Below are 24,707 nucleotides of genomic sequence, written 5' to 3' on the forward strand. Positions count from 1 at the left end.
GCGATGGCCCTCTATATATTGCTCGCGCTCCTCAACGGCGTGCTCATCGGCATGAGCCGCGCGATGAACGGGCAGCTCAGCGAGCGGCTCGGCCCCTTCAAGGCATCCCTCTGGAATCACGTCCTCGGGTTCCTGTTCCTGACGGCGGTCCTCTCCGTCATGGGCGGCTGGGGGTTCGGTGCCCCCGTCGCTCCGCCGCTCACGGCCTACCTCGGCGGGCTCTTCGGGGCGTTCTTCGTGGCCGTGAACAGTTACGTATTTCCCAGGCTCGGCGCGATGAACGCCGTCCTTCTCGTGATCAGCGGACAGATGATCTCCGCTGTGTTGATAGACTACCAGAGCCAGGGCGTGCCCCCCACGGCGCCCCGATGCCTCGGCGTCGTCCTCGTGCTCCTGGGCGTTCACATGACCAGGGTGGCGCGTTCGCCTCGTCACCAGGACAGATCGTGATGACAAACTCGCAGTTGGTCGATGAGCTGCTCGACGACCGGACCTACCACATCGAATTCAACGGCCACCTCACGAACCATGCAAAGCACGCGGTTGTCGCGCTGGCCGGGCTCGGAGCGCCGCCGACGAAGATCAAGGCATACTACGACAATTACGCGAGGCTGACGCCCTATGGGTACGGCCTGGAAGCGCCCAGGGCGTCGAAGCATGCCATCTCGGCGTCCAACTGGGATAGCTTCCTCGGGAAGCGAACCAGCTTCTCTGCGTATTGCGAGTTCCTGGACCAAGAAGAGGAGCTCCTGGGCATCGACGGGCTGCTGAAACGTTATTTGCTAGCGCTGCTGCCCGGCTGGGTCGGCGCCTTCACGCATGCCACGATCCACCTGGGGTGGGCGCTCGACGCGAACCACCGCCGGATGGCGATAGAAGGTCTGGCGTACATGGCGTTCTCGTACGTCTCGTGCCATCCGGAGAGGGCGGTCACGGCTCCGGCCGGCGGCGCGAGGGGAGAGCGGGCGGTCGACTCGTTGCTCCGCGTCGCGGGGGCGTGGGACGACGATCGCGACGAGCTTCATCGCTGGGTGGAGGCGCTGGTCGCCGACACGGAAGCCGGCGCGGCTCAGGGGATACACCCCGAGCTCTCGCGCTCGGGGCTTCAGTATCGGATCGCCAGGCTGCTTGCCGAAGGGCACCCGCTGATCTACGAAACCCCGGCCTGGATCGACGACCAGGACGTCTCCACGCGCTGGGAGCAGCTCTTTCACGTGGTGACCCTGCTGTACCTGGCCGAGCCTGGCGACTTCGTCCTCCTTCATCTCATCACGTCGCTGCACGCGATGGAGCAGATCGCCCGCCGCCTTCCGGCGGACCAGGGGAGGTATGTGGTCAAGTGCTTCTGGATAGGCATGCTCTGCATCCTCTTCTCTCGCGCGGACCTTCCGAAGAGGTCCACGCTGGCCAGGCTGCATGCGACGTACGAGGACGCGACCGACTCCGCCGGGCAGCCGCTGGAGGGCGAGGGCTGGGGGCAGATCATCGCGCGAGCGATCGAAGAGGAAGAGGAGCACAACCCCAAGTTGGTGTACGTGCTGCATCGGGTGTGGAAGAGGACCGGTGGTCGCTCGATCTACCGCGCCGCGGCCGCGTGCTTCACCACGACCCCGGAGCTGCCCGAGTCTTTCGAAGAGCCGCCGACGGAGTGAATTCAAGCGTTGGGAGGATCGCGAGCATGTCAACCGCGCGAAAGTTGCAGACCCGGAATCATCTCGAAATTGACAATCTACACCTGCTGCCTCAGACGAATCAGCTGCGGGCGCTGCACACGATCATCCGCGACCGTGGCGCGCGCCGGGAGGATTTCGTCTTTTACTCGGGGAGGATCATCCGCCTGCTGATTGAAACAGGCCTGGGTCTTCTCCCCTTCGAGCCGTGCGAGGTAGAGACGCCCGTGGGCAGAAGGTACGAGGGCCGGCGCTTTGCCTCGCAGCTCTGCGGGGTTTCCATCGCGCGTGCAGGCGAGAGCATGGAGGCGGAGCTGCGCGCCGTCTGCAGGTCGGTTCGCATCGGCAAGATCCTCATCCAGAGGGACAAGACGACGAAGCTCCCGCGCCTTTACTATTCGTCTCTCCCCCGCGATATAGCGCGGTGCCACGTCCTGCTGCTGGATCCGATGCTGGCCACCGGAGGGACGGCGCTCGCCGCCATCCAGGTCCTCTTGGACCGAGGCGTCGCGGAGGCGAACATCATCTTCGTCAACCTGATCACGGTCCTCGAGGGGATTGCCGCCGTCACCGAGCGTTACCCGGATGTGAAGATCGTCACCTCATCCATCGAAGAGGGGCTGAACGAGAACGCCTACATGATGCCAGGCATCGGCGACTTCGGCGATCGGTACTTCGGTACCGAGGCCTGACATCGGAGGAGCTGGCGCGGCAGCGCGATGCTCGGACGCCGCTCAGACACAGAACCACCCTCCTGTCGAACCTCCGCGAGGCGAGCTTCGAGGGACGTGGTGGGAGCTGGAGCTGCTTACCGGGATGCGGTCAGCCGTCGGCGACAGGCCGCCGCGGGTCCCGGCTGACACCGCGCCGCGCCTGCCTCCGGTCAACCTGGGACGGTCGCTCCCGGAGAGCGCGGGCTGGAGAGCGCGCGGGACGAGATCCTCCGGCGCGCGTGGCGAGGGCCGTCGGTCGCTCGCGCCATCAGGCGCCGAGGGGCGCGCTCACGCGCCGCGCGCCGGCGCGCTCACAACCGGTGTGCCGGCGCGATCGCGCGAGGAATCGCGCGCCCAGGAGCCCAGGACGCGATCACTCTCCCACTTTCGCCTTCACCCGTCGCGCCGGACCTGCTATGCAGCGGGCCGCCTTCTTCGTCGATATCGTCGCTTGATGCCCGCGCTCGGAGCAGGCGCATCGTGCGAGACGCCTTCCTTGGAGAATACAATGAGCCATGAATTGACCCCTGGGGTGTTCACCGGGTCCAGGTGGACGCGCACCTTTCTGCATCTTGCGTTGCCGGCGATGGTGTTGCTCGGGTGCGAGGGCTCCTCGGAAGACTCGGCATCCGGCGGCGGCGATGCGTCGACGTCGGCGTCCTCGGTCAGCGGCAGCGCGTCGACCGTGGCGTCCACGTCGGCATCCTCGGGCGGCGGCGACGGCTCGACAGCGGCGTCCTCGGGCGGCGGAGACGAGGGGGGCGGCACGGGCGGCGTCGGCGGCAGCGCAGGAGGCGACGGCGCGTCGACCGCGGCGTCCTCGGGCGGCGCCGGCGGCGCCGGCGGTGGCGCAGGAGGCAACGGCGCGTCGACCGCGGCGTCCTCGGGCGGCGCCGGCGGCACAGGCGGCACAGGCGGCACAGGCGGCACAGGCGGCGCCGATACGTCGACCGCGGCGTCCTCGGGCAGCGGCGGCGACGTGTCGACCGTGGCGTCCACGTCGGCGTCCTCAGGCGGCGACGCCTCGACGTCGAGCGTGACCTCGACCTCCGCGTCCTCGGGCGGCGGCATGGGCGGCGGCGACGCCTCGACGTCGAGCGTGACCTCGACCTCCGCGTCCTCGGGCGGCGGCGCGGGTGGCGGCGATGCCTCGACGTCGGCCGTAGCGTCCTCGTCGGCCTCCTCGAGCGGCGCCGGCGGCATGGGTGGCGGCGACGCCTCGACGTCGAGCGTGACCACCACCTCGAGCGGCACCAGCTCGACCACCTCGACCGGCACCGGCCCCCTCGCGAGAACGCCGGTGGAGCGGCACGGCCGCCTGAAGGTGATGGGCAACCGCGTCGTCGACGAGCACGGCGAAGAGCTCCAGCTCAAGGGCATGAGCATGTTCTGGAGCGTCTGGGAGGGAGAGAAGTTCTACAACGCTTCCGCCGTCGACACGCTCGTGAACGACTGGGATGCGACCGTCGTTCGTGCCGCGATGACCGCCAACACATCGGGGCTCGGCTACGTCAACAACCCGGACGCGGAGAAGCGGAAGGTCAAGGCGATCGTCGACGCCGCCATCGCCAGAGGCATCTACGTGCTCATCGACTGGCACGATCACGACGCGGTCCAGCCCCGGAACAAGGAGGCTGCGAAGCGCTTCTTCCGGGAGATGGCGACGGAGTACGGCGATGAGCCCGCCGTGATCTTCGAGGTGTTCAACGAGCCCGACACCGAGACCTGGGCGCAGGTGAAGGCGTATGCCGAGGAGGTGATCCGGGAGATCCGCGGCGCCGGCTCCGACAACCTCGTGATCGTCGGGTCGCCGAACTGGTCGCAGGATGCGGACGTCGCCGCCAACAGCCCGATCACGAGCTACGACAACATCGCCTACACGCTCCACTTCTATGCGGCGACGCACAAGGATGGGCTGCGCACCAAGGCGAGGACCGCGCTTTCCGCGGGCCTCGCGCTGTTCGTCACCGAGTGGGGCACCTGCTCCTCTACCGGAGACGGCGCGCTGGATCTCGCCGAGGCGCAGCGGTGGCTCGACTTCATGGCCAGCAACAGCATCAGCTGGCTCAACTGGTCGATCGTCGACAAGGCCGAGTCCTGCGCCGCGCTCAGGCCCGGCGCGAGCGCCGGCGGCCCGTGGTCGGATGGTCAGCTGACCGAGTCGGGGCGCTGGGTGAAGCAGAAGATCCAGGCGCCTTGACGCGGGAAGCCCGCCGAGGAGCGCCGTCGAGGACGAGGGCGCTCCGCCCGGGTCGGTCGCGCGGCGCCACGTCGCCTCGGGCGCGGACACCGAAGCTCCCGCGGCGCGCTTTCCGTTCCTTCGAGGCCTCCTCGAAGACCAGAGTCTAGCTCTCTCGCCTTCGCCTCGTTCACCAGGCGATCCGCGCTCGATCGGCTCACTCCCGCGCTTCCTCATCGACGACATTGCCCGAACTCGGTGGATGAGTCAGGGTTTCGGCGACGCGCACGGCCGCGCCTGCTCGGCGCGGTGACGGCACGATGAAGGGATATGTCCTGTCCCTTCATCCCACTTCGTCCGGTCCTCGACAGAGGTCGTCTTCTCCCTCGAATCCCCCGCGCGAGCCGATGCGCTCGCGACACGGGGAGACGCCCGGCCTAGACGAGACAGGACGAGACGTCGATGCGCGCCCTGGACACGCGCTGTCTTTCTGAAGATCGGATGACTTGAAGAGACTCGAACGATGCCGGGCGGAACCCCGTCGAGCGTCGGCGCTCGCGACATCCGCTCATCGCAGGACGGACGAACATGACGGCGACCCGCGGTGTCCCGCGAGGACGCTGGCTCGCGCCGCCTGTCATTCACTCGCGCAGCAGCGAAGGAGGCTTCCTCGTGATGGTTAGAGCTCGTTCTGAAGACCCGCGCACGGGCGAGATCGGGGCGTGGATCCTCGGCGTCCTGATGGGTCTATCGTCAACCACCGGCTGCTGGCCCGAGGGACGCGAGCCTCCGTGCTCGGGATGCGCAAGGCCCGGACCGTCTTCGTCGCTCGGGGGCGGCGGGGCTTCGTCGCTCGGGGACGGCGGCTCATCGTCGCTCGGCAACGGCGGCTCATCGTCGCTCGGGGGCGGCGGGTCCTCGTCGCCGGTCACGCCCGGGAGCGGTAACTCGCCGCCGTCGGATCCGCCGGACGACGGCGCGACGCCCACGCCAGCCACTCCGCCGCCATCCCTCGGCTCGCTCCGAGGCGTCGCCGTCCCGGAGCCGCGCGACCTGTCCCGGTACGTCAAGAGCAGGGAGACGGCCGTAGCCCTCGGAAAGGCGCTGTTCTGGGACATGCAGGTCGGCAGCGACGGCGTGGCGTGCGCGACGTGCCACTTCCACGCCGGCGTCGACCACCGCAAGAGAAACCAGATCAACCCGGGTATCAACAACCAGGATCCCGAGCGGCGCGCGCGGTTCGAAGCCACGAGGTCGGACGGGAAGGGCGGACCGAACTACGCGCTCGTGGCAAGCGACTGGACTTTCCGCCGCGACTTCCCCGCGGATGCCGACGACGTCATCTCTTCACAGGGGGTGTTCCACGCTCGATTCAACGGCATCGTGCCCGAGAGCGAGAAGGATGACTGCACGCTGCTGCCGGACGTCTTCCAGGTGCAAGGGGTGAACGTGCGGCGCGTCGAGCCGCGACAGACGCCCACCGTCATCAACGCGGTGTTCAACTTCCGCAACTTCTGGGACGGACGCGCGAGCAACCATTTCAACGGAGTGAACCCGTTCGGCAGGCGAGATCCTGACGCCGCCGTCCACGCCATGCGCGACGGCGTCCTGGTCCGCGAGAGGGTCGACCTGGAGAACTCGAGCCTCGCATCTCAGGCCGTAGGCCCGCCGATCAACCCCTTCGAGATGTCGTGTGAGGGGAGGACGTACGTTGACGTCGCCGCGAAGCTCTTGCCGCGCAGGCCGCTCGCCGGCCAGATCGTGGACCCCACGGACAGCATCCTCGGCGAGCTCCGCGATTCGAGCGGAAAAGGGCTCGCTCCGTCCTATGGGGAGCTCGTCCAAGAGGCCTTCGTGGACGCGTACTGGCGGTCGGATCAGCGCGTCGGCGATCGGTCGCTCGTGGAAGCGAACTTCTCGCTCTTCTGGGGCCTCGCCATCCAGCTCTACGAGGCCACGCTCGTGTCCGACAACAGCCGGTTCGATCGCTTTGCCGACGGGGACAGCGCCGCCCTGAGCGACGAGGAGCGCGCGGGGCTCGCGATCTTCCAGGGCAAAGGCAGGTGCATCAACTGCCACCATGGTCCCGAGTTCACCAGCGCCGCCACCCGCCTGCAGCGCGAGGAGCAGGTGGGCGGTTTGATCTCGCGGATGCCGGTCGGGAACGGCGGCGCCGCGCTCTACGACAGGGGCTACTACAACATTGGCGTTCGGCCGACCGAGGAGGACATCGGCGTCGGAGGGGTCGACCCCTTCGGTCATCCGTTCTCGTTCGCGCGGCAAGGGAAGCAGCTCGCCGGGGGCGAGGGCGCCCCGGACGTATTCGGCATCGACCCGGCGTCGTTCGAGGTCGAACCAGGGGTGCCGATCGCGCGGCTCGAGCGCGATGCGGTCGATGGCGCCTTCAAGGTCCCGACGCTCCGGAACATCGAGCTGACGGGCCCCTATTTCCACAACGGAGGCGCGCTGACGCTGCGGCAAGTCGTCGAATTTTACAACCGTGGCGGCGGCCGGCGAGAACGGGAGGGCGGCGACACCACCGGGTTTGGGCCCAACGGGACGAACCTGGCTCCGAACATTCAGCCGCTCGGGCTGACGGAAGATGAGAAGAAGGCGCTCGTGGCGTTCCTGGCGACGCTCACGGACGAGCGGGTCCGGTTCGAGGAGGCGCCGTTCGATCACCCGCAGCTGTTCGTCGTCGACGGTCACTTCTGGAACGAATGGACCGTGGTGGATGACGGCACGGGGCGTGCTCGCGAGAAGATCAAGGAGGTCCCGGCGGTCGGCGCCGCAGGGCGCAGGCCGAAGGACCTCCCTGGGCTTGCGCCTTTCAACCCGCTCTGAGCGCCCCGGCGGCGATCCCGGCGATCCCAACCTGGGTCGGGTCGCCCGGTCGGCGGCGATCCCAACCTGGGGCGATCTCAACCTGAGTCGGGTCGCCCCCGCCCCCTCAACCTGGGTCGGGTCGCCCAACCTGGGTCGGGTCGCCCCCAACCCGGGTTGGGTTGCTGCGGCCTGCGGCCGCAACCTGGGTGGGGTCGCCGGTTCCGCTTAACCTGGGTCGGGTCGCCTCAACCTGGGTCGGGTCCGCTGGTTCCGCTCAACCTGGGTCGGGTCCGCTGGGTCGGGTCCGCTCCAACCCGGGTTGGGTCCGCTCCGCTCAACCTGGGTCGGCTCCCCCTGCTCAACCTGGGTCGGCTCCCCCTGCTCAACCTGGGTCGGATCGCCTGTCGGATCGCCTCAACCTTGCTCAACCTGGGTCGGGTCGCCTCAACCTCGGTCGGCTCCCCCTGCCTTCCTCCGGAGCGCCGCGAGCCTCGACGGCCGCACCAGCAGCCCGCCCACCGTCTGATCCGCGACGAGCTCCGCGATCTGCTCCGGCCCGTAGCCCAGCGCCGTCGGATCGCTGGCCGCGAGCGGATGCACGCGCGCTCCTCCCTCGGGACGGCACCAGTTCTGCACGCTCTCGTCCTGCGCCAGCACCGTCAGCGCGCACAGGTAGGCGTCCACCTCGCGGAACCTCCCCTCCCCTATCCCGCGCCCCACCATCGCGGCCACGGCCTCGGTCAGCGCGCGCCGCTCGGCCCAGTACGTCGCGAACGCCGCCGGATCCCGCTCGCTGAACCGGTGGATCTCCGTGATCTCCAGCGGAAACCCGCACACCGTCTGCACGTCGAAGCGCACGAAGCGCCATAGCTGCACGTCCGCCGTCTCGCCGGTCTCCTCGAGGCTCCGCGCGTACGACAGCGGCAGCCGGTTCACCTGCTGCAGGATCTCCGCGACGATCAGCTCCTTGCGCCGGAACCAGTAGTACAGCGACGACTGCCGGAGCCCCGCCGCCTGCGCGACCTCCAGCATCGATACCTCGGCCACCCCCCGCTCGGCGAACAGCCGGCCCGCCACCTGCAGAATCTGCTCCCGCGGCGCGAGATCGCTCCGCTGCGGCGCCTTGCGTGGCCGGCCCATGCGGCGCGGGCTCCCCTCGGCCTTCTGCTCGCCTCCGGCGTTCCGCCCCCCTTCCGCCGGCTGCCTTCCTTCGGCGCTGTGCCTGCCGTCGGTCTTCGGAGGAGGAGCCATCTCTGTCTTCATCGTCATCGTCCGAGGTGGCCATCACGCAGCCGCGCGATCGCCGTCGCGCCCTCATGCCGCCTCGCCCTCCCGCGCGTCAATCGGCTCCTCGCTCGCCCCTCTGCGCCATCCGCTCTTCATCACCCAATCCACCACCCACACCGCCACCAAGAAAATTCACCACTTCCGGGAAAAAGCGCTCGCGCCCTGCATTTTACCCTCACGAAACAGCCTGGAAACCCTGGCCCCGGATAGTCGACCCATAGTTTCGATTGTCTATCGAAAGTGAGGCGGGCAATGTCTGAAACGGCCACAACGTACGCCGCGCGCGAGCACGCGCGCGCCCAGGAAGGCAGCGTCGTCGAGACGCAACCCACCGTGCCGAGCACGTCGATCGGCGATCCGCCGGCGGGCGTCGAAGCGCGCGACGTCCTCTGGGAGGAGACCCTCGGCGCCGGCGGTTACGCGGCGCGCACGCTCCCCGTCGGCAGCCGGCTCCGGCTCGTCGACCTCGAGGGCGACACCTGCGTCGCCCTCGTGCTCCACCGCGCGGACCGCTCCATCGAGCGGCTCTGCCTCCCCGACACCGTGAAGCTCCAGTGGCAGGCCTATCCCGGCCCGGGCTACCTGCTCCTCTCGGACATGGGGCGTGTCCTCGCCTCCCTCCTCGAGGACACCGCGGGCCGCCACGACACCTTCTGTGGCACCTCGCTCCCGGCCGAGATCGAGTCCCGCCATGGCAGCGACGCCCACGGCGGCGTCCTCCGCTCCGGCCGCGAGCGGCTCCTCCTCGCCCTCGCCAAGCACGGCCTCGCCGAGCGGGACCTGCCCACGGCCATCAACCTCTTCAAGGGCGTCCGCATCGAGGCCGACGGCGCCATCACCTTCCTGCCCGACTCCTCCCGGCCGGGCGCCCACGTGCTGCTCCGCGCCGAGCAGGACGTCCTCGTCAGCGTCGCCGTCGTGCCCCACCGCCTCGACCCGCGCCCGACCTACCGCGCCGGCAAGGTCCGCCTGACCGCCTGGCGTGGCCGCCCCGCCGCCGACGACGACCCCGTCCGCAACGCCACCCCCGAGGCGCGCCGCGCCTTCGAGAACACCGCCGAGGAGCTCGCGCTCGGCCTCCGGGCAGGAGGCGCGCGATGAGCCCCGCCGCCAGCCCCGGGAAGCCGGTCGCCGCCCTGCGCGACCCCGCCCTCGCCGGCCTGTCCGGCGCCCTCGTCTCCGACGAGATCGTCCCGGCGCGCGCGCCGTGGGCCAAGATCGTCCGCGCCGGCGAGATCCTCCGCGTCATCGACCTCGAGGGCAACCAGGCCGTCGACTTCCTCGCCTACGTCCTCGCCGACACCGCCGAGCGCTACAGCGCCGCCGACACGATCGCCGCCCAGCGCAACATCTTCCTCACCACCGGCGCGCAGCTCCGCTCCAACCGCGGCCGCGTGATGATGACCGTCACCGACGACACCTGCGGGCGCCACGACACCTCGGGCGGCGCCTGCTCGTGCGAGTCGAACACCGTCCGCTACGGCCACCACACCAAGCACCAGCACGCCTGCGTCGAGAACTTCCTCCTCGCCGCCGCGCCCTGCGGCCTCGGAAAGCGCGACCTCGTCGGCAACATCAACTGGTTCATGAACGTGCCCGTCGAGGCCGACGGCACCCTCGGCATCGTCGACGGCCTCTCCGCGCCCGGCAAACATGTCGATCTCCGGGCCGAGCTCGATCTGCTGCTGCTCGTCTCGAACTGCCCGCAGATCAACAACCCCTGCAACGCGTTCAACCCGACGCCGATCCGCGCGGTGGTGGTGCGGCCATGAGCGCCATGGCCCCGCCCTTCCGCCGCGTCCTCGTCGCCAACCGCGGCGAGATCGCGTGCCGGATCCTCCGCACCCTGAAGCGCCTCGGCGTCGCGTCGGTCGCCGTGTTCTCCGACGCCGACCGCGCCGCCCTCCACGTGCGGCTCGCCGACCAGGCCGTCCGCCTCGGCGGCCAGACCCCCGCCGAGAGCTACCTCCGCGTCGACGCCGTGCTCGACGCCGCCCGCCGCGCCGGCGCCGACGCGATCCACCCGGGTTACGGTTTCCTGAGCGAATCCGATGACTTAGCGCGCGCCGTCGAGGACGCGGGCATCGTCTTCATCGGCCCGACGCCGGGCCAGATGGCGGCCTTCGGGAGCAAGCACCGGGCGCGGGAGATCGCCGTCGAGGCGGGCGTGCCGCTCCTGCCGGGCACCGGCGTGCTCCGGGACGCGGACCACGCCGCCGCCGAGGCCGCGGCCATCGGCTACCCCGTGCTGCTCAAGGCGAGCGCCGGGGGCGGCGGCATCGGCATGGCCCGCTGCGACGGGCCGGCGGAGCTCCCGGCCGCGTTCGAGCGGGTCCAGCGCCTCGCCCGCTCGAACTTCGGCTCGGGCGAGGTGTTCCTCGAGCGCTTCCTCGCCGCGCCCCGGCACGTCGAGGTCCAGATCGCCGGCGACGGCCGCGGGAACGTGCTCGTCCTCGGCGATCGCGACTGCTCGGTCCAGCGCCGCAACCAGAAGGTCATCGAGGAGGCGCCCGCGCCCGACCTGCCGCCGCGGCTGCGCTCCGCCCTCGCGGAGTCGGCCCGCGCCCTCGCCGCGAAGGTCGCCTACCGCAACGTGGGTACGGTCGAGTTCCTCGTCGATCCCGCCCGCGCCGAGCACTACTTCCTCGAGGTCAACACGCGCCTCCAGGTCGAGCACGGCGTGACCGAGCTCTGCGCCGGCGTCGACCTCGTGGAGTGGATGCTGCGCATCGCCGCTGGCGACACCGCGTTCTTCGCCGGCGGCGACCCGGCGCTCCGCGGCCACGCGATCGAGGCCCGCCTCTATGCCGAGGATCCGGCGCGGGGCTTCCTGCCGAGCGCGGGCCTCCTCACCGAGGTTCGCTATCCCGAGGGCGGGGGCGTGCGGGTCGACGGGTGGGTCGAGACCGGCACCGAGGTCTCCGCGCTCTACGATCCGCTGCTCGCCAAGCTCCTCGTGCACGGCGCGGACCGGGCCGCGGCCGTCGCGGCGCTTCGCGGCGCCGTCGAGGAGACCCGGATCGGCGGGATCGAGACCAACCGCGAGTGGGTCGCGGTCGCGCTCGATCACCCCGATTTCCGCGGGGTCCGGCACCACACGGGCACGTTCGCGTCGCTGCCGTTCCGCCCGCCGACGATCGAGGTGACGGCCTCGCCGGGCGCGGTGACCGTGCAGGACTGGCCCGGGCGCCTCGGCCTGTGGTCGGTCGGCGTCCCGCCGAGCGGGCCGATGGACGACCTGTCGTTCCGGCTCGGCAACCGCGTCGTGGGCAACCTCGGTGGCGCCGCGGGGCTCGAGTGCGAGGTGCACGGGCCCACGCTGGTCTTCCACCGGCGCGCCGTCGTCTGCGCCGCGGGCGCCGCGATGCGCGTGCTCGTCAACGGCACCGAGGTTGCGCCGTGGACGCCGGTCGAGGTCGCGCCGGGCGCCACCGTGGCCTGCGGGCCGGTGCGGGGGCCGGGCGCGCGCGCCTACCTGCTCGTCCGCGGCGGCATCGACGTGCCGGCGCACCTCGGCAGCCGCGCCACGTTCACCCTCGGCGGCTTCGGCGGCCACGCCGGCAGGCCGCTCCGCCCCGGCGACGTGTTGCGCCTCGGCGAGGAGGTCGACCCCTCCCTCGACCCCGGCGCGCTGCCGCCCGAGGCCCGGCCGGAGATCGGCAGGTCCTGGGAGCTCGCCGTGCTCGACGGGCCGCACGGAGCGCCGGACTTCCTCACGCGCGACGGGATCGAGCAATTCTACGAGGCCGAGTGGGAAGTCCACTACCACTCGGCCCGCACCGGCGTCCGCCTCGTCGGGCCCGCGCCGAAATGGGCGCGCACCGACGGCGGCGAGGCCGGGCTGCACCCCTCGAACCTCCACGACAACGCCTACGGGATCGGCGCTGTCGACCTCACCGGCGACATGCCCGTCATCCTCGGCCCCGACGGCCCGAGCCTGGGCGGGTTCGTGTGTCCGCTCACGGTCGCCGCGGCTGAGCGGTGGAAGCTCGGCCAGCTGAGCGCCGGGGACAAGGTCCGGTTCCGGTCGATCGTGCCCGCGGAGGCCGACGCGCTGGCGCAGCGGAGCGACGCCCTCGTGGCCCTGCGCGACGGAGCCACGAAGGAGGCGCCCGCGCCGCTCGCGGCCGGGGCGAACGGCGCAACCCCGGTCGCGGCGACGAACGGCGCAACCCCGGTCGCGGCGAGGGCTGCGCTGGCGCCCGCGCCGCTCGCGGCGGCCGCGACGCCGACCGCACCGAGAAGGCCGCGCGGCGAGCCCGTGCTGGGGCGCGTGCCGGCGCGCGACGACCGCCCCGCGGTGGTCTTCCGCCAGAGCGGCGACCGCTACGTGCTCGTCGAGTTCGGCCCGCCGGTGCTCGACATCGACCTGCGCGTGCGCGCGCACCTGCTCATGGAGCGGCTCGAGGAGCTCCGCCTACCCGGCGTCGTCGACCTGACGCCCGGGATCCGCTCCCTCCAGGTGCACGTCGACGGCGCGCGCCTCACCGTGGCCAAGGCCCTCGACCTGCTCCGCGAGGTCGAGGCCGACCTGCCCGCCCAGGCCGAGGTCCGGATCCCGAGCCGCGTCGTCCACATGCCCCTCAGCTGGGACGACCCGGCGACGCGCGAGGCGATCGAGCGCTACATGCGCGCGGTCCGCGACGACGCGCCCTGGTGCCCGAGCAACCTGGAGTTCATCCGCCGGGTCAACGGGCTGCCGGACATCGCGGAGGTCCAGGAGATCTTCCTCGCGGCGAGCTACCTCGTGCTCGGCCTGGGCGACGTGTACCTCGGCGCGCCGGTCGCGACGCCGCTCGATCCGCGCCACCGGATGGTCACCACCAAGTACAACCCGGCGCGCACGTGGACGCCCGAGAACGCCGTCGGCATCGGCGGCGCGTACCTGTGCATCTACGGCATGGAGGGGCCGGGCGGGTACCAGTTCCTCGGCCGCACGGTGCCGGTCTGGAGCCGCCACCGGCCGTTCCGGCAGACGACGCGCGAGCGGCCCTGGCTCCTGCGCTTCTTCGACCAGCTCCGCTTCCACCTCGTGTCGGCGGAGGAGCTGCTCGAGCTCCGCGCCGACATGGTGGCCGGGCGCGGTGAGGTGCGCATCGAGGAGACCACGTTCGACCTGGGTGATCACCACCGCTTCCTTGCCGACAACGCCGGGCCCATCCGCGCGGCGCAGGCGCGGCAGCGGGCGGCGTTCGACGCCGAGCGCGCCCGCTGGGAGGCGGACGGCGAGTTCGACCGCGTGCGCCGCGCGGGCGCCCGGATCGAGGGCGCGCCGGCCGCCGCCGAGGACGCCCTCCCCGCCGGGGTGCTGCCGGTGACGGCGCCGCTCACCGCGTGCGTGTGGAAGGTCGACGTGGCCGAAGGGCAGCGCGTCGAGGCGGGCCAGCGCTTGGCCGTGCTCGAGGCGATGAAGATGGAGTTCCCCGTGGTGGCCGACGTGGCCGGAGCCGTCGGCTGGATCGGCTGCCGCCCGGGCCAGATGGTCAGCGCGGGCCAGCCGCTCGTGGGGGTGTCGGCCGATGCGTGACCCCATCTCGACCGCCGCGCCGGCGTCGGCGCTCGTCGCGGAGGACCGCGGCGACGCCGAGGACCTCGCCCGCCTCGGCTACCGCCAGGAGCTCCGGAGGGACCTGGGCAGCCTGTCCGCCTTCGCCGCGGGCTTCTCGTACGTCTCGATCCTCACGACGGTCTTCCAGCTCTTCGTGATCGGGTACGCCTTCGGCGGGACCCGGTTCTTCTGGACGTGGCCGGTCGTCTTCCTCGGCCAGCTCGCCGTCGCGCTCAACCTCGCCGAGATGGGCTCGCGCTACCCCGTGGCCGGCTCGGTGTACCCGTGGGGCCGCCGCGTCTGGGGCGGCGCGCCGGGGTGGCTCGCGGGCTGGCTGAAGCTCGTCGGCGACGTCGTGAGCGTCGCCGCGGCGGCCATCGCGCTGCAGGCGATCTTGCCGAGCGTTTGGAGCGGGTTCCAGCTCCTTGGAGGCGACCCGTCGCTCACCTCGCGCGACGGCGCCGCGAACGCCGTGCTGCTCGGCGCGGGGCTCATCGTGCTGACGACGGCGATCAACATGGCCGGGGTGAAGGTGATGGCCTGGGTCAACGACGTCGGCGTGATGGCGGAGCTCGGCGGCGTCGCGCTGCTGCTCGTGGCGCTCTTCCTGAGCGCGGTGCGCGGCCCGGGCGTGGTGCTGGAGCCCATCTACGGGCCGCCTTCGTCGCTGGGCACGGGGGTGGCGGGCCTGCTCGCGGCCGCGCTGATGCCGGCGTACGTGCTGTACGGCTTCGACTCGGCCGGCTCGCTGGCCGAGGAGACCCAGAACCCCCGGAGGATCGTGCCAAGGGCGATCCTGAAGGCCGTCGTGGCCTCCGGGGTTGGCGGCGCGCTGCTCCTCGTCGCGGCGCTGATGGCCGCGCCGAGCCTGACCGACGGCCGCCTCGCCACGGAGGGCCTCGCCTACGTGGTCGTCGGCGCGCTCGGCCCGGCGCTGGGCAAGGTCTTCCTCGTCGACGTTGCGCTGGCCGTGTGCGTCTGCACGCTGGCGATCCAGACCGGCGCCTCGCGCCTCGCCTTCTCGATGGCGCGGGACGGCGCGCTGCCGTGCGCGCCGGCGCTGTCGCGCGTCTCGCCGCGCACGAAGACGCCCGTCGCCCCGGCGATCGTGGTCGGCGCGCTCGCGTGCGGCATGCTCGTCGTGAACTACGGCGAGGCGCAGCTGTTCGTGCTCATCACGGAGACGGCCGTGCTCCTCGTGAACCTCTCGTACCTCGTCGTGACGGCGGGCATGCTCCTCCGCCGGCTGCGCGGGTGGCCGGGCCTCGCCGGGGCGCCGGCCGGGGTGTTCTCCCTCGGCCGGGCCGGGCTCGCGCTGAACGCCGCGGCCGTGGCCTGGGGGGTCGCGCTCATCGCGAACATCGCCTGGCCGCGACCCGACGGCGCCGAGACGACGTGGATGGAGTACTTCCCGGTGCTCGGGGTCGCCGCCACGCTCGTGGTCGGGCTCGGGGTGTTCGTCGCGACGCAGCGGCCGGCAGGAGGGCGGGTCGCCATCGGTGAGCCTCCGGAGCGCGAGGCATCGCTGATCTCTTGAGCCGGGCTGTTCCGGCGGCGAGCTCGCGCAGACTTAAGCGGAGGCCGCCGGAAGAGCCGAGGGGGTGGGAGCCGGGCGCCCCGTTCACGAGAGCGCGGCGCGGATCAGTTCTCGAATCGAACGTTGTCCATGTAGTAGGGACCGGAGTTGGGGGGCACGGTGAGTTTGAACGTCAGCTTCACGTCGCTCGGCCCTGCGTTGAGCGCGCTCAGGATGCTCGCCGGGAGCTGCGGGAACGCGACGGTGTTGAACGCGCCCCGGGCGAGGGTGTCGAGCGAGCGAGTCCCGACCGCCTGCGGGGGGGAGATGCCGGCGGACGGGATCTCGATCAGCACGTGGAGGTAGCGGGCGAGTCCGTCCGCCGGCACGGCGGGCATGAAGAGATCGAGCTTGATCTTGTCCCCAACCGGCGTGAGGCCCGAGGTGCTGAAGCTCGGGCTGATGATCTCGTTGACCCAGACCGAGTTCCGGATCTCCAGCGACGAGATGCCCTCCCTCACCCGGCCCGTGTGGAGCGGGAGCGGGAGCGGGAACTGCGGCGAGGTCCACGCGCCCGGCGTCTCGAACCCGAGGATCGGGTTGTTGAGCAGGTACTCGGTCATCACCTGCTGGCGGAACGGGAGGAACACGTTGATGAGGGCCGGCGAGATCATGAAGCGCTGCGGACCGCTCGGGTTGCTCGAGTCGACAGGCTCCTTCAGCTCGGAGGTGTGGGTGAAGCCCAGCGTGTTGGGGAACGGAGTGGACAGGCCGACATCGAAGTTGCTCGACGGGGCGCCATTGCTGTCCGCCGGCTCGTGGCACCCCGAGCAAGCGAGGGTCTGCGCGCGCCCGACGATCTGGTCCGGCGTGAGCGTGCTGCCCATGGCGGTGAGCTTCGCCTCGATACTGCTCTTCAGGGTCGACGTCCCGGTGCCGAGCGCGTTCAAGTAGTTGTTCTGGAGGGGCATCATCAGGCTCTCGCCCGCGTTGCTCTCATCGGGCAGAGCCGACGGATACGCGAAGCGGTTGATATCGTCGGCAGCCGCGAGCCGCTCCACCGCTTCTGGAAAGGTTTCGCCCTGGAAGTCCGAGACCCGCTGGTCGCTCGATGCGGCGGGCGAGAAGAGCCTCGCGGCCGGGTTGTCCTTGACGAAGGACGGGACGATCTTCAGCGAAGGGCTGCCGCTCGTGCCGTGGATGAGCCTGAACTCACGGAGCGACCAGGCGTCCACCACCGGCGTCGCGCCGAGCAGGAACTCGTTGGTTCGGATCTGGCCGCGGTCGGGCCCCGCAGCGTGGCCGTAATGGTCGATGTGGAAGACGGGCTCGAACCCGAACCCGGGCAGGCCTAGGAAGTAGAAGCTCAGGAGCTCGTTCCTGCGCGTCGTCACGCTCTTCGCGGGATCCGACTGGTTCAGCCAAAACTCGACGACCGGGAGGCAAGCTTGCCGGCCGAGGCTCGGGTTCGGGTTGGGCAGCCGGCCCTCGAAGATGATGAAGTTCCGCTGGAAGCCGTTCGTCGCGGGGCTGCCGCTGCGCCTCGCGAAGACGATCCGGTACTCCCCGCAATTGGAGCCGTCCGACGGGGCGAGGTCGAAGCGGTTCGAGAGGGTCGTGGCCATGTACGCGCTGTCGGCGTTCGGATCCGCGAAAGGATCGCTCGCGGCTTCGTCCCCCACAGCGCGCGGGCAGAGGACCGGCCACCCGTTGATCGAGCCGGTGGGTTGCTCGCCCGGGGCCGTGGAGCCCGGGGGGTAGATATCGGCGGTGTTGGCCGGCACATCATCGCAGTGCGGGACGACGGGGAAGATCCCGGTCGCGGCTGTCCGGTGGGTGTCCATGAACTGACGGAACAGCGCGAGGGGCGTCAGGCCCGTGACGCCCGACTGGTTGATCAGCCGCTGCAGTACCAGATGCAGCGAGAAGCTGGACACAATGTCGACGTCCGTGACGATGAGCGACTTCCGCGGATCGATCGGGAACGGCAGCGTGAGCTGCTGGGCGGCCTCGGCGGTCTCGCTCGCCGCGAGCTCGCCCAGCTCGCCGGGCCCTGCCAGCCCGCCGTCCGCCGGCCCGAAGTCCGAGCACGCAGCGGGAAGGAGCGCGAGCGTGGCCAGCGCGGCGTTTCGCGTCGTCCGCCACGCGCGGGCGGAGCCGAGACCAGACCATGAGCGCGCCGAAAACCTCGAACTCGAATGCTTGGACAACATGATACCTCCTGGAAACGATCACGGCGACGAGCCACGCCCCTCGGGGGACGCTCGCGGACGAAGAGAGACGGAGTCCAGGCGAGCGCGGGAGAACGCCGCGCCCTGCTTGATGAGCAGATCAAGCGCGCACGCCCATCTCTGAGCGCGCGTCGTCGCTGCCCGCGCCGTCATGACAGCATGGCATCAACGACTCATCGAGCTGACGTTCCTGCGACCGCCTGCGCGCGCCGGTCTCTCGGGCGATGAGCCAGAACCGAGCGCGATCGGCATGTTAATACAATTTACACCCACGGCAAGCACAACAACATTTTCGATCCATCCTGTTTCGTGGGTCGTCGCCGCGAAGCCGCCTTGTTCAGCGCTCATCTCACAAAAAGGATAACGCCAGCGCACGGCGCCGCGCCGGCGCGGATGGGCAAACCAGGCCGACGGGCGCCGTGCGCTAGGTCATCGTCATCGAGGAGCGCTGCACACTCCCTGAATGCAGGTGAGCGAGTCCATCCTTCAGGCGATCTGTGGCGATCACGTCGATTTTTTATGGATCGCGCCCTGCAATTTACTTAACATCCGCGCAGGGGAGATCGGGCTCGGGGCGCCCGCGATCAGGGAGCGGGCGTGACGGTGAGCGCGCCCTTGGCGCTGAGAGACGCCTTGTAGCTCCCGGCCGCAGGATACGTGATGCGGAACGAGGCCTGGTTGGGCGAGATGGTCTTCGTCTCGCCCGACGCCTGCGTGCCGCCGGCCGGCACCCAGTATTGCGTGCACGGATCCGACTGCCCGGCGGTGTGCGTCTGGACGAGCACGCAGACGTCTCCACCATTCATGTTCGCGACCGTCTGGCTGACCTGGTACGTGAGCTCAAGGTCATCACCGGCCGCCGCGAGCTCGGTCGCTGCATTCCAAAGGGTCGAGCCGGTCGCAACGCACTTCAAGTACCAGTGGCTGGGCGCGTCGGCGCACGCGGGGATCGGCTCGGCCACCGTGCCGCGGGTCACCTTGACCGTCGCCTCGGACGGCGAGACCCCGAGCAACGAGATGGCCAGGTTCGCGTCGCGATCCACGAACGTATGACCCCAGGGGAGCGCCTCGCGCGAGGCGTCTGCCTGAAGATGAGCGAAGTCGATGATCGGCCACGAGGGCGTCATGTTGACGATGCCCGTCGGGCTCCCCTCCAGCGGGCCTCGGTGCACGAGGATCCCGCGAGCGACCGGCGCGTTTGCCGTGAACCCGTCGACCCTATCGGGGGTGGACTGACGATATTGGTCGAAGCCGATCGGCTGACGATATTCGACCTGGTACGTCTCGTCCCCGCCGGGGATGGGGATGACGAGCCGCTGCACGCCCGTCGAGATGACCTCGATCGGCTTGACGCTGACGATGGAGGTCCCGCTCGCGCTCACGGTCGCCGTGTTCTCCGGATCGAACCAGCCGAACAGCGCCTTCTCCGGAGCACTGTAGTGCATGTACCCCCCACCCACCGGGCTGAACGAGTCTCCCATATCTTGGTAACAGCTCGTGTTCCCCGCGTTGAGCTGGCCGGAGTTGGCGCACCAAGGCAGATTGGGCTGCGCGCAGCTCGTGCTCATCGGCGCCCAGTTGCCAGCGCTGTCGGCGCAATTCAGCACATTGGCGTGGCCCAGGCCCATGCTGTGCCCCAGCTCGTGCGCATACGTGCCAGCGTTGGTGGGACTGGGAAACCACGTGTGGGAGCCCGCGGAATAAGCTCCGGAACAGCTCGACGGAAACCCGTTGAAAAAGTGCATCGTGTTATCGTAGTCGGCCTCCACGTAGCCCCCGAGGTTCGCGGCCGCTTCCCTGCCCAGCGCCATGTGCAGGCCGAGATCGCAGATCGTGGGCATCTCCGCGTTGATCGTGTACCAGCCGTAATAGTCCCCGTCGGGGTTGATGTGGCCGGTCAGGTTCATCTTCCCGTAGGAGGCTTCAGTAAAGAAGTTGTTGGCCGAATCCGGGTTGTTGAAGAGGCGGTCCCGCACGTCATTGATGGTGTAGGTCGGAGCCGGGCTGTTCTTGAATCGAATGAAGATCGCCGCGACCTTGAAGCCGCCGACGATAGCCGGCTGCTGGACGGAGGAGATCGACTCGACCTCCTCCGCCTCACCCTCCTCCGTCGCAGCGCCGCAGGCGGAGAGCGCGAGGCAGAGAACAAGAAACCCGCTGCGATGGGTGGACAAAACGTTGCGCATTGTGCCTCTGTGATGTCGGAAAAAGCGCGTGACAACAGCGGACGCGAGCGTGTCTGGAATCACGGACTCCAGACCTCGAACCCACGCGCAGGCTCGGGGCTCACGACGTGACGATCCGCCAGGCCGCCTTCGAAGGGAGCGGGCCCGGGGGAAAGTCCAGTCGCTTCGGAGACGTCAAGCCCCAGCCGCGGGCCCTGCGTGGGCCAGGTTCATTGCACCCTCTCCTGCTCACTGGATGCGGCCAGGCCCGGTCGCCCTTCATCAAATCGTAACGTCTTCATCGATTCCGGGACGAATCCGCCGCACAAGGGGCACCGCAGCTCCGTCCCGAACCGCTATCATGGAAAATTTTCGTGACATCGATTTTTGCCGCGCCCATCGTCTCCCACCTGGCAGCCGAGATCCTGGTCGACGAGCCCGATCTGATCGCCGCCGAGGTGGTCCGGGCGATCTACCGGAGGTCCACGCGCAGCTTCATCGGCGCCCACCCGGTGTTCAAGCTCAGCATCCAGAAACCCTCCTGGTATGGCCTGGGGGCACGCTCCGGCGAGGACGACGAGGGCGTCGGCAGTGAACCCGACACCGGCGGCGCGAGGGGGCCACGAGCTGGATCGACCGGGCGCTCCCGAGCCTGGAACCTGGGAGGCCTATCTGACGAGGTGATCGTCTCGGCGCGGGGCCTTCCGCCTCAGCTCTGTGATCGGTGCGGGACGATGTCGTTGGCGATGATCTCGCCGAACGGCCCCGTGAGGTTCGGGCGGATGCCCGCGGCCTTCCGCTCGACGGGGAGCCGCGGGAAGAGCAGCTCGGCGACCCGATAGGCCTCTTCGATGTGCGGGTACCCCGACAGGATGAACGTCTCGATCCCGAGCTCCGCGTACTCCTTCATGCGGCGCGCGACCGTCTCCGCGTCGCCCACGAGCGCCGTCCCGGCGCCGCCGCGCACGAGGCCGACGCCGGCCCAGAGGTTCGGGCTCACCTCGAGGGCGTCGCGCCGCCCCTTGTGCAGCGCCGCCATGCGCCGTTGCCCCTCGGAGTCGAGGCGCCCGAAGGCCTGCTGCGCCGCTGCGATGGTGCTGTCGTCGAGGTGCCGGATCAGGTCGTTCGCGGCGGCCCACGCCGCCTCGGCCGTCTCGCGGACGATGACGTGCAGGCGGATCCCGAAGCGCACCGCGCGCTGCTCCGCGGCCGCGCGGCGGCGCACGTCCGCGATCTTCTCGGCCACGGCGGCCGGAGGCTCTCCCCAGGTCAGATAAACGTCGACGTGGCGCGCCGCGAGCGCGTGCGCCGCGGGCGACGACCCCCCGAAGTAGAGCGGCGGGTGCGGCGCCTGGAGCGGCGGAAAGAGGATCTTCGCGCCCTTCACGCGCAGGTGCTGCCCCGTGAAGTCGACCGTCTCGCCGGCCATGACGCGCCGCCAGATGCCGAGGAACTCGTCCGTGACGATGTAGCGCTCGTCGTGCTTCAGGAAGACGCCGTCCCCCTCGGACTCCGCAGGATCGCCGCCGGTCACGACGTTGACGAGCAGGCGGCCGTCCGACAGGCGATCGACCGTGGACGCCATGCGGGCGGCCCACGTGGGCGAGACGACACCCGGCCGCACGGCGACGAGGAAGCGAAGCCGCTGCGTCAGCGGGATCATGGCCGACGCGACCGCCCAGGCGTCCTCGCACGACCGCCCGGTGGGGACCAGCACGCCGTGATAGCCGAGGTCGTCGGCGGCCTGCGCGATCTGACGAAGATAAGGGAGCGTGACGGGGCGCGCGCCCTCGGCGGTGCCAAGGTAGCGGCCGTCCCCGTGCGTCGGGAGAAACCAGAAGACGTTCATCGATGGAGAAGCTCCTCGCCCGTGAGTCGCCGGGTCAGGCGCGCGAGAGCACGATCCGCACCGCGCGCCGCCGCGCGCTGGAGCCCGCGGCGCCAAGGAACCTCGCCGGGCAGGCCGCCGCGACGCCGCTGCTGCCCCAGCAACACCAGCTGCTGATCGACTGCTGATGAAGCAGCAAGATCGGCACGCTGTTTCTCCTCAAGGAGCGCGCGGAGGCCCTGACGAAGGCGCTCGAGGCGAGGAACGCCCGCGCCGAGTGGGTCGAGTTTCAAGCCGGTCCTCCGCTGCTCGAGGCGATGCGCGGGTTGGGCGTCCGCATCGCGCCCTGGCTGGCCCCGCTGGCCCTCGTGATCCTCTGGGAGGTCCTGTCGCGGCTGCAGATCATCCCGAAGAGCCTGCTGCCGTCGCCCGTCGAGGTGCTCGTGGCCGCCTCGAACGCCACGAGGAGCGGCGAGCTGCCCGCGCACCTCGGCGTGAGCGCGCTGCGGGCGGCCGGCGGGCTCGTCGTCGGCGCGGCCGTCGGGCTCGCGCTCGGCCTCGGCACGGGGCTCTCGCGCCCGCTGCAGCTTGTCATCGACGGGCCGCTGCAGATGCTCCGGGCGATCCCCGCGCTGGCGCTCGTGCCGCTCGTGATCCTGTGGTTCGGGCTCGGCGAGACCGCGAAGCTCTTCATCGTCGCGATCACGGTGCTGTTCCCCGTCTACCTGAACACGTTCCACGGCATGCGCAGCGTGGATCCGCAGCTCATCGAGATGGCGCAGGTCTACGACGTGCGCGGGTTCGCGCTCTACCGCGAGGTCATCTTCCCGGGCGCGCTCCCCTCGATCCTCGTGGGTCTGCGCTTCGCGCTCGGGCTCTCGTGGCTCGTGCTCATCGTCGCGGAGACGCTCGGCGCGAGCCAGGGCCTGGGCTATGTCGCGATGAACGCCCGCGAGTTCATGCAGATGGATCTCCTGGTGCTCACGATCGTGCTCTGGGCCATCCTCGGCAAGCTGGCCGACGCCCTCGCGCGGTGGATCGAGCGGCGGCTCCTGCCGTGGCAGCCGCCGCTGCAGCGGCTCGAGGCGAGGTGAGCGAATGAGCGGTTCGGGCGATCACACCACCGGCGCGCGCGTCGTGCTGGAGCAGGTCGACAAGCGGTACGGCGACCGGCTCGCGCTCTCGGGCATCGAGCTCGACATCCACCCTGGCGAGTTCGTGACGATCGTCGGGCGGAGCGGCTCGGGCAAGAGCACGCTGCTCCGCGTCCTGTGTGGCCTCGAGCAGCCGACGCGCGGTACGGCGCGCGTCCTGGCCTCGAGGGAGGTCGCGGCGCGCGAGGCCGTGCGGGTCGTCTTCCAGGAGCCCCGGCTGCTGCCCTGGCGCACGGTGCTGGAGAACACGTGCATCGGCGGGCCGAGAGGGCGCGACGCGCGCGCGACGTGCTCGACCGGGTCGGGCTCGGAGATCGGCTGAACGACTACCCGGGCGTGCTCTCGGGAGGTCAGCGGCAGCGGGTCGCCCTCGCGCGCGCGCGTCCACGACCCGAAGGTGCTGCTGCTCGACGAGCCGTTCGGCGCGCTCGACGCCCTGACGCGGATTGGGGCGCAACGCCTAGTCGAGTCGCTGTGGGCGCAGCGCCGCTTCACGGCCATCCTGGTGACGCACGACGTGGAGGAGGCGGTCCTGCTCGGAGATCGCGTGCTGGTGTTCGACGAGGGGCGCATCGTGGAGAGCGTCGCGGTGGATCTGCCGCGCCCCCGTGCCAGGGAGATCCCGGAGGTCGGCCGCCTCGCCGGCGTGCTCCTCGACGCGATCTTCAGGAGATCGCCGGAAGAAGGAGGGCTGTCACGGCGCGCCTCGCGCGAGGACGTTTCCAGGCATCCCGTGACCCTCTTGGCCCCCACCGGCCTCGAGGTAGCTCGCCATTGACTGGATGCCTCGCTCAGGCGCCACACGCTCGATCCATCGCACGACGTTCGGGTAGTCACCGAGCGAGGCGCAGCGATGTTCCTTTGCGCTTTGCACAAAGGTGCGAAAGGTCGTTATGCCTTCGGCCGGTTTCCCTTGGTCGTTCGGCGCACGAGCTTCATCCGATCGGCTCCCCGGGACTCGAACACGAGCGTCTCGGTCCAACCCCAGGACTTGCCGCCAGGCCCCGTCGTGCCGGCAGCCGTGTAGTCGACGGTCGTGCGCGTGCCCACGGTAGCGAACGTGAGCTCGACAAGGACCTCCTGCTGATAGGCTGTAGCCGGCTTCTGCGAACACCTGCTCGGCATGTCTTCCTGGAACCAGCGGCGCAGGAGCTCCCGGTGTTTGTCCTCGCACTGATAGCCAAAGCCCAGGGCCGAGGTATACGGGCAGTCCAGGTGACCTCTCGCGTCGTCGGTCGGCAGCTCGGCCGACTCGCAGTGGCTCACGAGCTCGGCCGACACATGACCGACGGCCGCGCGCTCAGCCTCCGAGAGGCACGCGACCACGTCCTTGGCGACGACCGGCGTGCAACACCCCTCCGTCCAGTACAGCTTCGTGGGTCGGTCGTGCGGCGTGCACGACGACACATCGGCGGTCGCGCTCGGCTCGGGCGCTGACGGCGGCGTCGCGTATGGGTGCGGGGCGGAGCTCGACGATTGGATGGGGTTCGATGTCTGGGCAGGCGCTCCGGACGAGCGCTGTGGCGTGCACGCCGCGACGCACGCTGCCGCGACCAGGATGGCAAAGCGCCTTCGCTCCACCGCGGTCCG

Annotated in this window: 19 protein-coding genes; 13 read left to right on the forward strand and 6 right to left on the reverse strand. The window is 70.2% G+C overall.

Features of this window, described 5'->3' with window-relative positions; all coding sequences use genetic code 11:
• Positions 1-3: 3 nt before the first annotated feature.
• From WME73_RS27340 to upp, 3 genes are read left to right on the forward strand one after another with little or no spacing between them, the layout of a single operon-like run.
• A complete protein-coding gene (locus WME73_RS27340; RefSeq protein ID WP_437739333.1) occupies positions 4-450 on the forward strand; it encodes a DMT family transporter in 447 nt (148 codons plus the stop codon).
• Entirely contained in the window at positions 450-1,652 is a 1,203-nt protein-coding gene (locus WME73_RS27345; protein WP_437911441.1) for a questin oxidase family protein, read from the forward strand. The genes WME73_RS27340 and WME73_RS27345 overlap by 1 nt, the downstream gene beginning before the upstream one ends.
• A 26-nt stretch (positions 1,653-1,678) precedes the next feature.
• Entirely contained in the window at positions 1,679-2,362 is a 684-nt protein-coding gene (upp, locus tag WME73_RS27350) for a uracil phosphoribosyltransferase (protein ID WP_437739335.1), read from the forward strand.
• 435 nt (positions 2,363-2,797) lie between these two features.
• Here the strand turns inward: upp and WME73_RS27355 are convergent, their stop codons facing one another.
• Positions 2,798-3,661, reverse strand: coding sequence for a hypothetical protein (locus WME73_RS27355; protein WP_437739336.1), 864 nt, complete (start codon positions 3,659-3,661; stop codon positions 2,798-2,800).
• Between WME73_RS27355 and WME73_RS27360 the strand changes: the two genes are divergently transcribed.
• Positions 3,615-4,583 (forward strand): glycoside hydrolase family 5 protein, encoded by a 969-nt coding sequence (locus WME73_RS27360; RefSeq protein WP_437911442.1) that lies wholly within the window; start codon positions 3,615-3,617, stop codon positions 4,581-4,583. The genes WME73_RS27355 and WME73_RS27360 overlap by 47 nt on opposite strands.
• Before the next feature lie 654 nt (positions 4,584-5,237).
• Entirely contained in the window at positions 5,238-7,406 is a 2,169-nt protein-coding gene (locus WME73_RS27365) for a cytochrome-c peroxidase (RefSeq protein WP_437917437.1), read from the forward strand.
• 426 nt (positions 7,407-7,832) lie between these two features.
• Here WME73_RS27365 and WME73_RS27370 read toward each other — a convergent pair whose 3' ends face one another.
• Positions 7,833-8,651 (reverse strand): TetR/AcrR family transcriptional regulator, encoded by an 819-nt coding sequence (locus WME73_RS27370; RefSeq protein ID WP_437911443.1) that lies wholly within the window; start codon positions 8,649-8,651, stop codon positions 7,833-7,835.
• A 276-nt stretch (positions 8,652-8,927) separates the two neighbouring features.
• Between WME73_RS27370 and WME73_RS27375 the strand changes: the two genes are divergently transcribed.
• The 4 genes from WME73_RS27375 to WME73_RS27390 are packed head-to-tail and all read left to right on the forward strand — an operon-like array spanning position 8,928 to position 15,760.
• Positions 8,928-9,776: an urea amidolyase associated protein UAAP1 gene (locus WME73_RS27375; protein ID WP_437911444.1), complete on the forward strand. Its 849-nt coding sequence runs from the start codon at positions 8,928-8,930 to the stop codon at positions 9,774-9,776.
• On the forward strand, positions 9,773-10,447 hold the full coding sequence (locus tag WME73_RS27380) for an urea amidolyase associated protein UAAP2 (protein ID WP_437911445.1): 675 nt from the start codon (positions 9,773-9,775) through the stop codon (positions 10,445-10,447). Before WME73_RS27375 ends, WME73_RS27380 begins: the two co-directional genes overlap by 4 nt.
• The gene (uca, locus tag WME73_RS27385) at positions 10,444-14,202 is read left to right on the forward strand and encodes an urea carboxylase (protein WP_437911446.1); all 3,759 of its coding nucleotides are present in this window, start codon (positions 10,444-10,446) and stop codon (positions 14,200-14,202) included. The genes WME73_RS27380 and uca overlap by 4 nt, the downstream gene beginning before the upstream one ends.
• Positions 14,195-15,760 carry an APC family permease gene (locus WME73_RS27390; RefSeq protein ID WP_437911447.1) on the forward strand — a complete coding sequence of 522 codons (1,566 nt, stop codon included), beginning with the start codon at positions 14,195-14,197 and terminating at the stop codon, positions 15,758-15,760. Before uca ends, WME73_RS27390 begins: the two co-directional genes overlap by 8 nt.
• 104 nt (positions 15,761-15,864) lie before the next feature.
• Here the strand turns inward: WME73_RS27390 and WME73_RS27395 are convergent, their stop codons facing one another.
• From WME73_RS27395 to ssuD, 3 genes are all read right to left on the reverse strand, one after another.
• A complete protein-coding gene (locus WME73_RS27395) occupies positions 15,865-17,952 on the reverse strand; it encodes a hypothetical protein (protein ID WP_437911448.1) in 2,088 nt (695 codons plus the stop codon).
• Positions 17,953-18,554: 602 nt separating this feature from the next.
• Positions 18,555-20,156 (reverse strand): hypothetical protein, encoded by a 1,602-nt coding sequence (locus WME73_RS27400; protein ID WP_437911449.1) that lies wholly within the window; start codon positions 20,154-20,156, stop codon positions 18,555-18,557.
• A gap of 688 nt (positions 20,157-20,844) precedes the next feature.
• A complete protein-coding gene (ssuD, locus tag WME73_RS27405; RefSeq protein ID WP_437911450.1) occupies positions 20,845-21,984 on the reverse strand; it encodes an FMNH2-dependent alkanesulfonate monooxygenase in 1,140 nt (379 codons plus the stop codon).
• Positions 21,985-21,986: 2 nt separating this feature from the next.
• On the opposite strand from ssuD, the gene WME73_RS27410 reads away from it, so the two are divergent.
• The 4 genes from WME73_RS27410 (at position 21,987) to WME73_RS27425 (ending at position 23,895) form a co-directional block, all read left to right on the forward strand.
• Positions 21,987-22,151: a hypothetical protein gene (locus tag WME73_RS27410; protein ID WP_437911451.1), complete on the forward strand. Its 165-nt coding sequence runs from the start codon at positions 21,987-21,989 to the stop codon at positions 22,149-22,151.
• 129 nt (positions 22,152-22,280) lie between these two features.
• On the forward strand, positions 22,281-23,057 hold the full coding sequence (locus WME73_RS27415) for an ABC transporter permease subunit (protein WP_437911452.1): 777 nt from the start codon (positions 22,281-22,283) through the stop codon (positions 23,055-23,057).
• A 4-nt stretch (positions 23,058-23,061) separates the two neighbouring features.
• Positions 23,062-23,439 (forward strand): ATP-binding cassette domain-containing protein, encoded by a 378-nt coding sequence (locus tag WME73_RS27420; RefSeq protein ID WP_437911453.1) that lies wholly within the window; start codon positions 23,062-23,064, stop codon positions 23,437-23,439.
• A gap of 75 nt (positions 23,440-23,514) precedes the next feature.
• A complete protein-coding gene (locus WME73_RS27425; RefSeq protein ID WP_437911454.1) occupies positions 23,515-23,895 on the forward strand; it encodes a hypothetical protein in 381 nt (126 codons plus the stop codon).
• Positions 23,896-24,008: 113 nt separating this feature from the next.
• Here WME73_RS27425 and WME73_RS27430 read toward each other — a convergent pair whose 3' ends face one another.
• On the reverse strand, positions 24,009-24,524 hold the full coding sequence (locus WME73_RS27430; protein WP_437911455.1) for a hypothetical protein: 516 nt from the start codon (positions 24,522-24,524) through the stop codon (positions 24,009-24,011).
• Between the last annotated feature and the right edge of the window lie 183 nt (positions 24,525-24,707).

This window comes from Sorangium sp. So ce302, from assembly GCF_051530145.1.
GTDB lineage: Bacteria > Myxococcota_A > Polyangia > Polyangiales > Polyangiaceae > Sorangium > Sorangium cellulosum_B.